The sequence below is a fragment of the Aeoliella mucimassa genome (genome assembly GCF_007748035.1).
Lineage (GTDB): Bacteria > Planctomycetota > Planctomycetia > Pirellulales > Lacipirellulaceae > Aeoliella > Aeoliella mucimassa.
This window is the reverse complement of sequence record NZ_CP036278.1, coordinates 6,373,626-6,386,377: the sequence shown is the minus strand read 5'-3', so window position 1 is coordinate 6,386,377 and position 12,752 is coordinate 6,373,626. Positions and strand designations below refer to the sequence as shown.

The window sequence follows — 12,752 nt, the reverse complement described above, 5'->3', positions numbered from 1 at the left end:
CGCCCTGGCGATGATCGCAGGGGGTTACTGAGTTGGCGCCTGAGGGATTTCGAAATCGCGCGGGACGTTCGGCCCAGTGATCGGCCGGGGTGGCGGCGGCAGGGGAAGTTCCTCGACCAGTTCTTCTTCCTGGTGCGAGAGGAACGTGCGACGATACAGCACGCACAGCAGCGCGTCGTAATCGATGCCTTGCGGCAAGTTGTATTTTTCGGCGAACACTTCACCGACATGGCGAGCAATCTCGGCTCGCCGCGCGGGTCCGAAGTAGCGTCGGCGGTCGACGTACTGCGAGATCGCCTTGGCCAGCGAGCGACTCGGCATCGCATCGAGCGGCAGCATGTTCTCGATTGGGGTGAGCATCACGTCTTTCATCTCGTTGAAGCGCGAAGCGAGTGTCCGCTCTTCGACGATCACCATGGTGCCGCATGCCAGATCGCCGAGTCGCTGATAGCGGGTGTTGAGCGAGGTAGCCACGAGACCCACCAGGTACGTGGGGATGAAGATCGACCAGGTCGGCAAACCATCGGCGACCCGCAGGAAGTTTCGCAGCACTGCTTGCCCCGCGTTGATCGGCCCACCATTGGTGCGGACCACGCGGAGTCCCATGGCACGTTTGCCAGGGGTTTGTCCGTTCATGTAGGTTTCGAAGAACCCACCATAGAACCAGGTGATCAGAAAGGTAACAATCAGCCAGGCGCCCATGCCCACTTCGGGCAACCCCACCATGCCGGTCGTAAACATGATGATCAGCGACAGCAGAAAGATGGTGATCCCCATCACCAACGTATCGAGCAAATACGCTATCAGTCGCTCGAATGGACTGGCGACGCGGTATTCGAACCCAATGTTCTCGGGCGTAACAACACGAATGTGGGTATCGATCTGGTGGTGTGGATCAGGCAAGGCGACTTCTCGACGGCGGAAAGGCGAGTCTTGCTATTATCCGTCACCACCGCCGAGCATGCAAGCAATAGAAAACTGGGAAATAGCACGTATCGCTGGCCGCAACGGGCAAAAACGCCAGCAGCAGCCGCAAACGGGACAACCTTGGTATTCGGGGAGGTTCGCACAAATAATAATGACGATCCGTCCGCTCCCCAGGAAAGGTCTAGGGATCGTGGGGCTTCGGCTCGCTCGGTGCTTTGTAGGGTGCTAGCGGTGGCTGTGGCAGGTCGGCCGCGACGTGCCAGACATGACGATCCTGAAAATAATCAATCAGCTCCGCATTCTCCTCATCGCTCATCGAGTGGGCCCATACCACTTTGGCCGCATCGATGTCGGCTTCGTTCCACACCCATTCTGCATGAGGGTGATGCTCCGGCGAGTATTCCACCAGCACCAGGTGCTTGCCCGGTTCATCTTCCAGGTGTTGCTGCATCGCGTTGCGATACCAATGCCAGTCGGCGGTCGATTCGTTCACCCATGTGGCAATCGCGGTACCGCAGAGCAGCGCTTGGAAACCGATCAGCAGCGCAATGCTCGAGCGACTCCAGGCAAAGCGTCGCGTCGCAACACGCAGGTTGCGCAGTCCATCGACGACCAACAAGTAGACGACCGGGGCGACCGGAGCAATGTAGTGAGGCCAGTTCCACACGGTCGCCTGGGTTAACGCCCACACCGCAATCAGCAAAGCCAGCGGCCATCGCCATTTACTGCCCCGCCACCAGGGGAGCATGAGCACCGGCACCAGCACCACGTAAGGCAATAGCACGTCGGTCGACCAATAGAAGAATCGCCATTTCGTCATCAGCAAACCATGGAGCGTCCATTGATCGTTGTACCACTTCATCGACCACTCTTCGTGGAACTTACGAATCGCGTCGTGCAGGTAATGCTTGCCGGTGATCGGTGCTTCGAACAGAAATACCGGGCACAGTGCGTACGTCCGCTCGTGCACTTGGTAAGGCATGGTGAGCGAGCTACCGGTGACCGCCCTGTTGTGAGCCGTCATCACCAGGAAGCCGGCCCCCAGGATCAGCAGTTGCGGCAACAGCACGCGAGTCGAGAGCGCCGGCAACGTCGGCCAGCCATGACGAGTCCAGTGCACCACCATCCACACCCCGACCAGCAGGCAGTAGAGCGCCCCTTCGAAAGGGCGGGTGTTGGCCAGCACCAGGGTGCCGACCGCCATGGCAGTCGCATCCGCTACGCGGAGCGTCGCTGCAGGGCGGAGCATCCGCGCCGCCGCGCCCAGCACGAGCGCGCCGCCGATGAACGCGACCGAACCACCCCAGAAACTCTGTCCCCAAATGATTTCGAAACCGGGATGCAGGATCAGGCAGGCCGCACCCACGGCGGCCCACTTCGGCGGAGTCATGCCGAGCAGCATCCAGTAGCAGGCCAGCACCGCCAGCACCGAGCTAATCCAGACACCAACGATCGGCCAGCCAAAAAAGCGTTGTCCCACGGCCAAAGCGAGTCCTTGTCCCGGTGGGTACTTCGACGCGTAGCTCGGCTGGTGGATGACGTGCATCGTCTCAAAGTGTCGCCACATGGGATGCGTGGGATTCGTCATCCGGCCATGCGCGTAAGTGTCGCCAGCCAGCAGGTAACTGAACTCGTCGTGCACTCTCGGCAGTGGCGGGCGCAAGTACGATACCAGGGCCGAGATGGCCAGCGTTGCGCAGGCCAGCAAAATGGCGATGGTAATTCGGGACCGAAACATAAGGCAACAAGTCGGGGAAAGCGTGAGTCGTGGGATTGGCCAGGCCGGGGTGTTGCGGTCGCGCGATCTGCGCCGGCGTTACTTGCGAGCCATTCGCAGCACGCTCAGGAAGAAACTCGCGAACATCGTCTGGCAACCCAAGGCTACCGCGGTAACGCCGGGAATTACCCACCGCATGGTGGTCGCATAGTCGAGCGCTCCGAAGTCGACCGCTTGCCAACTGGCGAACGCGACTCCGATCAACGCAGTTCCCCCAGCGGCCAGCGCGAGTCCGGATACCAAACCTCGTTCGAGGGTGGCCACCTGACGGAACCACCGCATCTTGGGACTCTCGGGTACCAGGCGTTCGCTAATCGCAAATGTCTTGGCGAACAAAGCCAGCTGCACCAACTGGGTGCCAACGAGCATCGCCAGGCTGGCGACCAGCAAGGTGTGAGCGTCGAGCGTCACGCCGGCAACCTGCGTGGCCGGCAATGCCAGGGCGTAGCCCAAGATGCCGAGCACCGCCAGCAGGACGCCGGGCACCAGGAAGCACCAGCGGGGGCTGTACATCAAGAAGAACCGCAGGGTGCGCCAACCGTCGCGGAACGTCCGCAGGTGCGGCGCGTGGGCCTTGCGACCATCGGGGTGCAGCGTGGTCGGCACCTCGGCGATGTCGGCCTGGAACAGGCTGCTCTTAATAATCATTTCGGTGGCGAACTCCATGCCGGTCGAACGTAGGTCGAGTCGGTCGTAGTGTTCGCGAGTGAATCCACGAAGCCCACAGTACACGTCGTGCACAGGAGCCGAGAACATGTTGCGGACCATCCAGGTAAACATCGGATTGCCCCACCAGCGATGCAGCGGAGGCATCGCCCCCGGCAGCACGGTTCCGCCACCCGACGGCAGTCGGCACCCCTGCACGAGGTCGTGCCCGTTGCGGAGTTGGTCGACGAACTTGGGGATCTCGAGAAAATCGTAGCTGTCGTCGGCGTCGCCCATGATCACGTACTGACCGCGGGCTGCTTCGATGCCACCCATCAGGGCGTTGCCGTAGCCTTTGGCCTCGACGTTCACGACGCGGGCGCCGAGCTCGGTAGCGATTTCGATGCTGCGGTCGGTACTGCCGTTGTCGGCGACGATTACCTCGCCGCGGATTTGATGCTCACGCATCGCCCGCTGGGCTTTTTCGATGCAGATGCCTAGAGTGTCTTCTTCGTTCAAGCAGGGCATCACGACCGATAGCTCCAGCGTCTCGGTCACCGGCTGCACGAGCGAAACATCGGGCTCGCCTTGCACGCTGGCCATGCATTCGCGAATCGCCTGCTCAGCTGCCTTGAGCCGGTCGAGAACCGGGAAATCGGTCGAAGGGGTGCGGGTTGTCGTGGGGGCAGTGAGTTCGAGTGTATCAGCCATGGTTTTTGAGTCAGACGCAGGAGTGTGTGTACGAATTCCGCCCAACCCTAGCTCACAGAAAACAGAGGGGCAAAAATTGTCGGCCTTTTCGTTAGAATTGGCAGAACCTGCGAACGTAGGACAGGAAAATCCTGACCTGCTGCCTACCCAATGAGACCCGCGAATCGATGATGCTATCCGACGAACACCTGCCGCTGCTGATTACCGGAGTAGCCGGAGTGGCTGGCTACAACGCGCTCGACTACTTCTCCGCCCGCTATCCCGGTCAGGTGATTGGGATCCGCCAGGAGGACAACTGGCGGCTGCAAGGTCTGCACGTGGTCGCCTGCAACGCGGAGGATCACGCAGGGCTGGCGAAGCTGTTCGAGCAGCATCAATTCCGCTCGGTCCTCAACTGCGCTGGCAACTGTGCGCTCAAAGCGTGCGAACTCGACTCGCGACTCGCCTGGCGCACGAATGTCGAAGGGCTGGTGAACCTGCTCTCGCACGTCGTCGAATGCCAGGCGCGGCTTGTGCATTGCTCGATCGACCTGGTCTTCTCGGGCGACGATCCCGAGCGCGATGGCCATGTCGAAACCGATCGCCCCGATCCGGTGACCGTGTATGGCAAGACCATGGTGAGCGCCGAGCAATTGGTCGACGACTGGTACCCTCAGGCGTGCGTGCTCCGCATCTCGCTACCGATGGGGGTGAGCTTCAACGGCCACGCCGGCGCGATCGATTGGATTCAGTCACGCTTCGCTGGTGGCCGGCCGGCGACGTTGTACTTCGACGAGATTCGTACGCCGACCTACACCGATTGCCTGAACTTGTTGTTCGAAGACTTGCTGACCAGCGACGCGTCGGGGCTGTATCACGCCGGGGGGCCGGTGCGGCTGAGCCTGTACGAGATCGCCCAGGTGGTGAATCGCGTAGGTGGTTACAATCCCGATCTGCTACAGGGATGTCCGCGACTCGACGCGGGGCCGATGCCGCCGCGGGCGGGCAACGTGGCGATGAGCTCCGATCGGCTGGCCGATCTGGTGGGGTACTTGCCATTCGACCCGTGGCCGCTCGACCCAAAATGGATTCCGACCGACCGCAACTGGCACTACGACCGCACCGGCGAGCCCGGCTCGCCAGAACTGCTGGCCGACATTTTGTACCGTAACCCTCGCCGGCAACCAGCCATAGGATAAACCCCCTGCCCTACTCTCCCCACGACAAACTATTTGGCGTGCGGCGAGCGGGCGATGCTAAGCGGCTTGAGCAACAGCTGCTCCAGCCAGTCGGCGACCCGCTTGGCGACTGGTTGGTCGGCAGGCACCTGGCCCACGAGCGTTAGCTGATCGCCAGCCAGTTGGTCGGCCAGTTGTGTGAGATCGTCCCGCATTCGGGCGACGAGCGCTTCGGCTTCGCTGGCCGAGAGCAGTCGCGAAACGAGCTGCACCTCGCCGCCTGGGCGCTCGCGACGCATTGCGCGTAGTTGGCCGCGTTCGGCTTTGAGTAGCTGCCCGTCGACGTAGCCGCGGCGGAGCTGGTCGGCCGAGTTAAAGTGATACGCTGGATCCTGATCGAGATAAACGCTCACCGCACCAGTGGAGCGAAAGCCGACAAACCGTTCGCGCCCCGCCAAGTCGCGCCAAGCAATCCGCTCGACCATGGCAACTGCGTCGCGCAGCAGGTCTTCGCGATCGTGTTCGTGGCGAGCCATGGGAGGGGCCGTGGCAACTTACTTTTGCGGATACTCGTCGGCGTCGAACAGAAACCGATCGACGCAGGCCAGTCCACCCAGGCCCAAGGCAAAGCCGACCGCCGCACCGGCGCTCTTGGCCGCGTCGCGGAGCAGGTAGAAGTCGACCTCGTCGGCCTGCAGCGTTCCCACCCAGCGAACGAAGAAGTAGATGGTCATGCCGATCGAAATCCAGCAGACAATCATGGCCAACCAGGCGGCGATTTCGACAGTGCGTTCAAACAACCAAACCATGGTCGAAGTCTCTAGGGGCGAGAAAAGTAGTTCGTGGCAATGGCGGTCGGTCGACCCGCTGGGTCTTATGGTACGTGGCCATCCGCTGGTTTCGCAATAGCTAAGCGGCAGATTGGGCAGCTTTCGCCCGCGCTAGCACTCAATCACGTTCACTTCGATCGCCAGGCCGCCGCGGGCGGTTTCCTTGTACTTGGCCGACATGTCCGCGCCGGTCCGCCGCATCGTCGCGATGACTTTATCGAGCGACACGCGATGGCTCCCGTCGCCTGCCAAAGCGAGTCGCGAGCTATTGATCGCAGTCACCGAGGCGACCGCGTTGCGTTCGATGCACGGTACCTGCACCAGTCCACCGATGGGATCGCAGGTGAGACCCAGGTGATGCTCCATGGCAATCTCGGCGGCCTGTAGCACCTGGGCGACCGAACCTCCCTGGACCTCGGTGAGCGCGGCCGCGGCCATCGAGGCGGCCACGCCGACCTCGCCCTGGCAGCCGACTTCCGCGCCGGAGATCGAAGCGTTCTCCTTATACAGCATGGCCATCGCTCCGGCGACCAGGAAGAATCGCACCACGTCGTCGTCGGTGGCCTCGCGGCCAAACTTCATGAAGTAGTGCAGCACCGCGGGAATGATGCCGGCCGCGCCGTTCGTGGGGGCGGTGACCACTCGGCTGCCGGCCGCGTTCTCTTCGTTCACCGCCAGGGCGTACAGGTCGACCCAGTCGAGCGCGGCCAGCGGATCGGTGGTTTCGTGCCGCGACTTGAGCTTCTGGTACAGGGCCGGCGCGCGGCGGCGAACTTTCAGCCCACCGGGCAGGATGCCTTCGCACCGGCACCCGCGTTTCACGCATTCCTGCATTACCTGCCACCGCTGCATGACTCCATCGCGCAGTTCAGCTTCGCTGCGGGTGTGCAGCTCGTTGGCCATCACGATGCGGCTGACCGACGATCCCTCCGACTGGCAATGCTCAAACAGTTCGACCCCTGTGCGGAACGGGAACGGGCGGTCGTCGGCCACGGGGGACGAATCGACCTGGGCGGCCTCGATGTCGGCCGCGGTCAGCACGAAGCCGCCGCCGACGGAGTACACCACCTCCTCGGCAAGCAGGGTTCCGGCCGCGTCGTGGGCCACCAGCCGCATCTGGTTCGGATGCACCCGGCATTTGGTCTTACGGTCGAATTTCAACTGTTTTTCAGGGTTGAACGCTAGCAGTCGGGTGCCGCCGAGGTGCAATTGCTTGCTACTGGCCACCGCGGCCAGCTTCGGCTCGATCGAGTCGACGTCGACCCCGTCGGGGGTTTCGCCCGCCAGGCCGAGCATCACCGCCTTGTCGGTGCCGTGCCCCTTGCCTGTAAGGGCCAGCGAGCCATAGAGTGTAACTTCGACCTGCTCGACCCGCTCCAGCACCCCGGCTGCGGTAAGATGGTCGACAAACGACTTGGCCGCCCGCATCGGCCCGACGCTGTGCGAGCTGGAAGGGCCGATACCAATCGTAAAGAAATCGAGAATGCTGAGCATGTGGGCAAGTCGTCCGGAAAGTGTGAAGCATCTGCAACCACTACCTTTAATCTACCTGCCGCGGTAAGTCGAGATGCTCAATTTTCATGCCAACGTTTTTGCGGTGCCAAGTCAGCTAACCGCAGGGCCCGAGATGACTCTCCGCGAAGTCGCCTTGTCCACCTACGCAGCCCCCGCGGGCGGTCCCCCGATGTTCGACGCGATCTTGCCGGTTCGTTTCGAAGAAGTGCAGCAGCGACTGCTGAAGATCGACCGCATGGACATCGAGCCCGACGGCTACTTCCTGGTCGCCGGCGGCGAACAACAAGGTTGCCGGTGGCAGATCGATGGCCATCTGTTCGAGTACCACGGCAAGATGCACCGCGTCGAAATGCACGGCTCGTGCAGCGAAGAGAAACTCGACGAGCTGCTCAGCTGCTTCGGCTGGCCCGAGTGCCCCATGGTGTTCCAACTGGTGCACGAAGGAGTCACGCTGTCAGAGAGCGACTTCCGGAAATTCGCCGCCGCTGAGTTCAGCGAATAGGTGGTTGTCCCTTCGGGGCGCGATGGCCTGAGGACTCCCCTTCCCCACTCGCTCCTAGCGGTTATTCCAGTCGATGGCCGATAGTTGGGCGATGGCGAGCATCAGTGCGTGGGTGCCATCTTTGGAGTGCCCTTGGGCGGCCGCTGCTCGGTAGAGTTGTTCGGCCAGGGCGACGCCGGGAAGCGATAGCTTCATTTGCCGGGCTTCGTCGAGCACGATGCCGAGGTCTTTGAGAAAGTGTTCGATGAAGAAGCCGGGATCGAAGTTGTTTTCGATCATCCGAGGGCCGAGGTTCGACAGCGACCAACTGCCGGCCGCTCCACTGGAGACCGATTGCATGACCGTCGGCAGGTCGAGCCCTGCCTGGTAGCCGTAGACCAAGGCTTCGCACACGCCGATCATGTTGGTGGCGATCAGTGTTTGGTTCACCATCTTGGTATGCTGCCCGGCGCCGGGGCCTCCTTGGTGAACCCACGTTTTTCCCATGAGCGACCAGAGCGGTTCGAGTTGTTGGACTGTAGTGGCGTCGCCGCCGATCATGATCGACAGCGCGGCGTTCTTGGCACCAACGTCGCCCCCCGAGACCGGTGCGTCGATGCTGGTGACGTCTTGCTTGGCAGCCAGTTCGGCAATCTCGATGGCGAGCGAAGGCTGGCTGGTGGTCATGTCGACCAGTACCGTTCCCGGCTTGGCTCCCGCGAGCGCGCAATCATCCCCTTCGATCAGCACGTTTCGCACGTCTTCGGGCATGCCGACGATCGAGAACACCACGTCGGCGGCTTCGGCCACCGCGCGCGGCGTGTCGGCCCACTCGGCACCGCTGGCGAGCAGCGGTTCGGCCTTCGCCCGGGTGCGGTTGAAGACCGTGCAGCGATACCCGGCTGCGAGCAAATGGCCACACATGCTCGCACCCATGACGCCGGTGCCGATCCATCCAATACGAGTCGAGTCGGGAGCGATATCCATATCTAAATCAGTTTCGTCGAAGCGGTGAAATCAAAAGGGCCTGGCCGCGCGTGGGCGGCCAGGCGAGAGAGCGGTTGCCAGGGTGTCGGGCGGGTGTCGGTTCTGGGGGCTGCTAGAAGCCGAGCCCCTTGGCCTTGACTCGCACCCGGCAAAGGTCGTGGTTCGAGGTCATGTACAACGTGTGACCATCGTCGCCGAACGCGCAGTTGGCAATGCGATCGCCGGTGCTGATGGTCGCCAGGTGCTTGCCCTCGGGCGAGATGATGAGCACGCCGCCCGGGCCGGTGGCAAACAGGTTGCCGTTGGAGTCGAGCTTCATGCCATCGGCGCTACCGGGACGTTCGTCGGCCAGGCGTTTGACGTTCAGCAGCACGCGCCCGGTACCCAGCGTGCCATCGTCCTGCACGGGATAAGCCATGTACAAAGGACGGTCGCGATCGCTCTGGGCGACGTACAGCGTTTTTTCGTCGGGCGACAAGGCAATGCCATTCGGCGCCCGCAGTTCTTTGGTCATCAGTTGGGCTGGCTCGCCCGGCATCACGCGATAGACCCCTTGGTAGTCGAGCGGGCGATCGGGATCGTCGAAGCCTTGAGGCCGACCGTACGGGGGATCGGTAAAGTAGATCGCTCCCGACGAATGCACGGTAAGGTCGTTCGGGCTGTTGAACGTTTTGCCGTCGATGTCGCCAGCGATGGTGATGAACTTGGGCTCGGGGCTCGTGACCGGCGCGTCCATCATCGCGACACGATGGTCGCCATGCTGGCAAAGCAGCAGTCGCCCTTCGCCATCGAGGGCCAAGCCGTTGGAGCCCGGTTCGCGATTCTCGATCGGCTCGCCGGTGTAGCCGGAAGGTTTCAGGTAAACACCGAGTCCCTTGCCTTCTTGCCATTTGAACACAGTGTTCTGCGGCACGTCGGAGAAGACAAGGAAGCCACCCTCGCTGATCCAAACAGGTCCTTCGCTCCACTTGAAACCGGTCGCGAGTCGTTCGATCTTGGCTTCGGAGTCGATGAGTGAATCGGCCGCCGGGTCGAGGATCTCGATGGTGCCGATGGTTTCGATCGGGGAAACATCTTGTTGGGCCAGGCTCCAAGTCGGAGCGACGCAACAGAGGATGAACGTGGCCGCAAGTAGCTCAATACGCATGGTTGTCCTTCGTATGGTCGAGGTAAGCGGTCAGCAAGGTGGCTTCGCTCGGCAATCGTCCGTCGAGGTGAGCGAGCGATTACTCTTCGGGCTCGCCGACGTCGACTTGATCCCAATCGACATCGGTGCCATGTTCTTCGATCAGCTGCAACAAGGTTTCGGCCCGGGGAGCATCGCGCGTGGCGACGACGATTTCGACCTCGCCCATGGCTTCGGGAAGAATCGTGGCCGACTCGGCGTTGTTGGTCGTCGCTTTGATGCCGGCACGCTCGAGCGCGGCCACAATGGGTGCGGCTTCCATCACGGAATGGGCATGGGTCACAACATAAGGATCTTCGGGATCGGCCATGATGAGGGGGCTCCTAAAACCAGGGTGGGAAACTTACTGCTCTATTCTATCTTCTGGTCGGACTAGTGGCCACCAACTACCTGTTGGTTGGCCCCGTAAGCGGGGGGAGGCCGGCTAGCGACAAAAAGCTGAAACTGCGATGCTAAACAGCTATGAACGAGCCCGCCTCTACGCCTGAACCGACGACGCGCCGCGACTTGGCGGTGGAGTGGTTGTTGGGTCGTATCAATTATGAGCGGGTGCGGCACGTACCGTACGGCGAGCGGCAACTGAAGCTCGACCGCATGCGGCAGTTCGTCACCGCGCTGGGTAGCCCCGACACGGCGGCCCCGATCGTGCACATCGCAGGCACCAAGGGCAAAGGCTCGACCGCTGCGATGATTGCCGCCATGTTGACGGCGGCCGGATACCGCGTGGGGGTGTTCAGCTCGCCCCATTTGGAGCGATTGGAAGAGCGGTTTGCGATTAACGGGGTGCCGATTCCCGGCGAAACGTTGGCCGACCTGGTGGATCAACTGCGGCCGATGGTCGACGAGTTCGATCGCCGCGCGGCATCGACCGACGATGACGAAGGGCTGACGTTCTTCGACATCACCACCGCCTTGGCCCTGGTGTACTTTGCGCAGCAACAGTGCGACGCGATGGTGCTCGAGGTCGGACTCGGTGGGCGGCTCGATTCGACGAATGTCTGCTTGCCTGCGGTGAGCGTGATCACCAGCATCAGCCTCGACCACACCCGACAACTCGGCAACACCCTGGCGAGCATCGCTGGCGAGAAGGCTGGCATCATCAAGTCGGGCGTGCCGGTGGTCTCGGGCGTCGTTCTCGACGAACCGCGCGAAGTGATTGCCGAGGTCGCCCGCGAGCATGGTTGCCGGCTCATTCAGTGCGGCGAGCAATTCCACTACCAGTACCACGGGCAGTGCTTCGACTACCTGGTGGACGGCGCACCGCTACTCACCGACGTGGAGCTTTCGCTGGCCGGCGTGCATCAAACAGCCAACGCAGCAGTAGCGCTGGCCACGATCGACGAACTGGTAAAGCAAGGCTGGCACGTGCCGGAGCAGCCGCGCCGCGCGGCGCTGGCCAACCTGCAGTTGGCCGGGCGGATCGAGCTGATTGCTGCCAAGCCGTTGGTGGTGATCGACACCGCCCACAACGAAGCAAGCGCTCGCGCCCTGGCAGGCACGTTGCTCGACCGTCGCGAGCAACCTCGCACGCTGATCGTCGCTTGCAGCCGCGACAAAGACGTGGCGGCCATCGCTCGTGAGCTGCTGCCCGCTTTCGAGCGGGTGCTTGTGACCGAGTACCTATCGAACCCCCGCACGGTGCCGCACGAGGAACTGCGGCAAGTATTCGGCGAGCTGGCAACCGAGCAGCACACACTGGAGCTGTTGGAAACCCCCACCCAAGCCTGGCAGCGGGCGCTGGAAGTCACCCCGCCGGAGGGATTGGTAGCCATCGCTGGTTCGTTCTTCCTGGCGGCCGAGTTGCGACCGTTGGTTCGCGAGCAGCTACTGGCCGGTGAGCGATCAACGATTGAGTAGCGCGTCGGTATCGATCGAGAACCCGTTGTGGTCGTCGAACTCGTACTCGAAGGGCTCGTTCCAAGGCATCTCGGCCTCGGCAACCACTCGGCTTTGCTCGGTGCGTACTTCGTGTTGCAGCTTGCGAACCAGCTTGGCGATCGTGGGATCCGACCATGGCAGAAGGTCGCTCGGCTTCACTCGCGAACGGCTAGCCGACTTGTTGGTCAGCCAATCGTTGTCGACGGGAACAGAAACAACAACGGTACGAATGCGGCGTGGAATATTCATCGTAAAGGTGCCTCGAAATGTAGCGGATAAGAAATCTGGAAAAGTCGGGGGGACACCGATACGCGGCTATGGTGGGGGAGGAGATTCAGGATTTCCACCCGCCACGTCGGTGGCTCTTGCCGGGCAAGAGCCCGCTTCGCTGGTTGAGTGAGTCGGGCGGTGAGGTGGACCCGCGGCGGGTACTCGTGTCCTCGTTGCGTCCGATCAACCCATCCCATGTTGCCAAAGGTTAGATGCTTCGACGGGGAAACCTTATTGCAGCCCGCGTGCCAATTGGCAGATGTTTGCCAGAAAAAAAACCAACGCCTGAAAACGCCGGTGTTTTTCGTTCGATGACGTTTAGGCAGGTTGGTTGTCAGCTTTGCAAACTTTGCAAAACAGAACGTAACGACCTTCCGATTACAGAAGC

At 61.9% G+C, this 12,752-nt stretch carries 13 protein-coding genes; 3 read left to right on the top strand and 10 right to left on the bottom strand.

The window, feature by feature from the left end; all coding sequences use genetic code 11:
• Nucleotides 1–24 precede the first annotated feature (24 nt).
• The 3 genes from Pan181_RS25000 to Pan181_RS24990 form a co-directional block, all read right to left on the bottom strand.
• Nucleotides 25–903, bottom strand: a complete 879-nt coding sequence (locus tag Pan181_RS25000) for an RDD family protein (RefSeq protein ID WP_145251595.1) — start codon at nucleotides 901–903, stop codon at nucleotides 25–27.
• A gap of 205 nt (nucleotides 904–1,108) precedes the next feature.
• Nucleotides 1,109–2,665, bottom strand: coding sequence for a hypothetical protein (locus Pan181_RS24995; RefSeq protein ID WP_145251593.1), 1,557 nt, complete (start codon nucleotides 2,663–2,665; stop codon nucleotides 1,109–1,111).
• A 78-nt stretch (nucleotides 2,666–2,743) separates the two neighbouring features.
• Complete coding sequence (locus Pan181_RS24990) at nucleotides 2,744–4,060, bottom strand: glycosyltransferase family 2 protein (RefSeq protein ID WP_197528700.1); 1,317 nt, start codon at nucleotides 4,058–4,060, stop codon at nucleotides 2,744–2,746.
• Nucleotides 4,061–4,227: 167 nt separating this feature from the next.
• Here Pan181_RS24990 and Pan181_RS24985 point away from each other — a divergent pair, with 167 nt between their 5' ends.
• Entirely contained in the window at nucleotides 4,228–5,238 is a 1,011-nt protein-coding gene (locus Pan181_RS24985) for an SDR family oxidoreductase (protein ID WP_145251591.1), read from the top strand.
• 29 nt (nucleotides 5,239–5,267) lie between these two features.
• Here the strand turns inward: Pan181_RS24985 and Pan181_RS24980 are convergent, their stop codons facing one another.
• From Pan181_RS24980 to Pan181_RS24970, 3 genes are all read right to left on the bottom strand, one after another.
• A complete protein-coding gene (locus Pan181_RS24980) occupies nucleotides 5,268–5,753 on the bottom strand; it encodes a hypothetical protein (RefSeq protein WP_145251589.1) in 486 nt (161 codons plus the stop codon).
• Between the two features lie 18 nt (nucleotides 5,754–5,771).
• Nucleotides 5,772–6,026 (bottom strand): hypothetical protein, encoded by a 255-nt coding sequence (locus tag Pan181_RS24975; protein WP_145251587.1) that lies wholly within the window; start codon nucleotides 6,024–6,026, stop codon nucleotides 5,772–5,774.
• Nucleotides 6,027–6,158: 132 nt separating this feature from the next.
• On the bottom strand, nucleotides 6,159–7,541 hold the full coding sequence (locus tag Pan181_RS24970; RefSeq protein WP_145251585.1) for an L-serine ammonia-lyase: 1,383 nt from the start codon (nucleotides 7,539–7,541) through the stop codon (nucleotides 6,159–6,161).
• Nucleotides 7,542–7,614: 73 nt separating this feature from the next.
• On the opposite strand from Pan181_RS24970, the gene Pan181_RS24965 reads away from it, so the two are divergent.
• Nucleotides 7,615–8,064, top strand: a complete 450-nt coding sequence (locus Pan181_RS24965; protein ID WP_197528699.1) for a hypothetical protein — start codon at nucleotides 7,615–7,617, stop codon at nucleotides 8,062–8,064.
• A 54-nt stretch (nucleotides 8,065–8,118) separates the two neighbouring features.
• Here the strand turns inward: Pan181_RS24965 and Pan181_RS24960 are convergent, their stop codons facing one another.
• The 3 genes from Pan181_RS24960 to Pan181_RS24950 form a co-directional block, all read right to left on the bottom strand.
• Complete coding sequence (locus Pan181_RS24960) at nucleotides 8,119–9,030, bottom strand: NAD(P)-dependent oxidoreductase (protein ID WP_197528698.1); 912 nt, start codon at nucleotides 9,028–9,030, stop codon at nucleotides 8,119–8,121.
• Between the two features lie 112 nt (nucleotides 9,031–9,142).
• On the bottom strand, nucleotides 9,143–10,177 hold the full coding sequence (locus Pan181_RS24955; protein WP_145251581.1) for an SMP-30/gluconolactonase/LRE family protein: 1,035 nt from the start codon (nucleotides 10,175–10,177) through the stop codon (nucleotides 9,143–9,145).
• Between the two features lie 79 nt (nucleotides 10,178–10,256).
• On the bottom strand, nucleotides 10,257–10,526 hold the full coding sequence (locus Pan181_RS24950) for a putative signal transducing protein (protein ID WP_145251579.1): 270 nt from the start codon (nucleotides 10,524–10,526) through the stop codon (nucleotides 10,257–10,259).
• 152 nt (nucleotides 10,527–10,678) lie between these two features.
• Here Pan181_RS24950 and Pan181_RS24945 point away from each other — a divergent pair, with 152 nt between their 5' ends.
• Nucleotides 10,679–12,073, top strand: a complete 1,395-nt coding sequence (locus Pan181_RS24945; RefSeq protein ID WP_145251577.1) for a bifunctional folylpolyglutamate synthase/dihydrofolate synthase — start codon at nucleotides 10,679–10,681, stop codon at nucleotides 12,071–12,073.
• Here the strand turns inward: Pan181_RS24945 and Pan181_RS24940 are convergent.
• Nucleotides 12,059–12,343, bottom strand: a complete 285-nt coding sequence (locus Pan181_RS24940) for a hypothetical protein (protein ID WP_145251575.1) — start codon at nucleotides 12,341–12,343, stop codon at nucleotides 12,059–12,061. The genes Pan181_RS24945 and Pan181_RS24940 overlap by 15 nt on opposite strands.
• Nucleotides 12,344–12,752 lie beyond the last annotated feature (409 nt).

Excerpts from the sequence above, each read along its gene's own strand:
- Pan181_RS24995 (WP_145251593.1), bottom strand. The coding sequence starts at position 2,665 with ATGTTTCGGTCCCGAATTACCATCGCCATTTTGCTGGCCTGCGCAACG.
- Pan181_RS24990 (WP_197528700.1), bottom strand. The coding sequence starts at position 4,060 with ATGGCTGATACACTCGAACTCACTGCCCCCACGACAACCCGCACCCCT.
- Pan181_RS24985 (WP_145251591.1), top strand. The coding sequence starts at position 4,228 with ATGATGCTATCCGACGAACACCTGCCGCTGCTGATTACCGGAGTAGCC.
- Pan181_RS24980 (WP_145251589.1), bottom strand. The coding sequence starts at position 5,753 with ATGGCTCGCCACGAACACGATCGCGAAGACCTGCTGCGCGACGCAGTT.
- Pan181_RS24975 (WP_145251587.1), bottom strand. The coding sequence starts at position 6,026 with ATGGTTTGGTTGTTTGAACGCACTGTCGAAATCGCCGCCTGGTTGGCC.
- Pan181_RS24970 (WP_145251585.1), bottom strand. The coding sequence starts at position 7,541 with ATGCTCAGCATTCTCGATTTCTTTACGATTGGTATCGGCCCTTCCAGC.
- Pan181_RS24965 (WP_197528699.1), top strand. The coding sequence starts at position 7,615 with ATGCTCAATTTTCATGCCAACGTTTTTGCGGTGCCAAGTCAGCTAACC.
- Pan181_RS24960 (WP_197528698.1), bottom strand. The coding sequence starts at position 9,030 with ATGGATATCGCTCCCGACTCGACTCGTATTGGATGGATCGGCACCGGC.
- Pan181_RS24955 (WP_145251581.1), bottom strand. The coding sequence starts at position 10,177 with ATGCGTATTGAGCTACTTGCGGCCACGTTCATCCTCTGTTGCGTCGCT.
- Pan181_RS24950 (WP_145251579.1), bottom strand. The coding sequence starts at position 10,526 with ATGGCCGATCCCGAAGATCCTTATGTTGTGACCCATGCCCATTCCGTG.
- Pan181_RS24945 (WP_145251577.1), top strand. The coding sequence starts at position 10,679 with ATGAACGAGCCCGCCTCTACGCCTGAACCGACGACGCGCCGCGACTTG.
- Pan181_RS24940 (WP_145251575.1), bottom strand. The coding sequence starts at position 12,343 with ATGAATATTCCACGCCGCATTCGTACCGTTGTTGTTTCTGTTCCCGTC.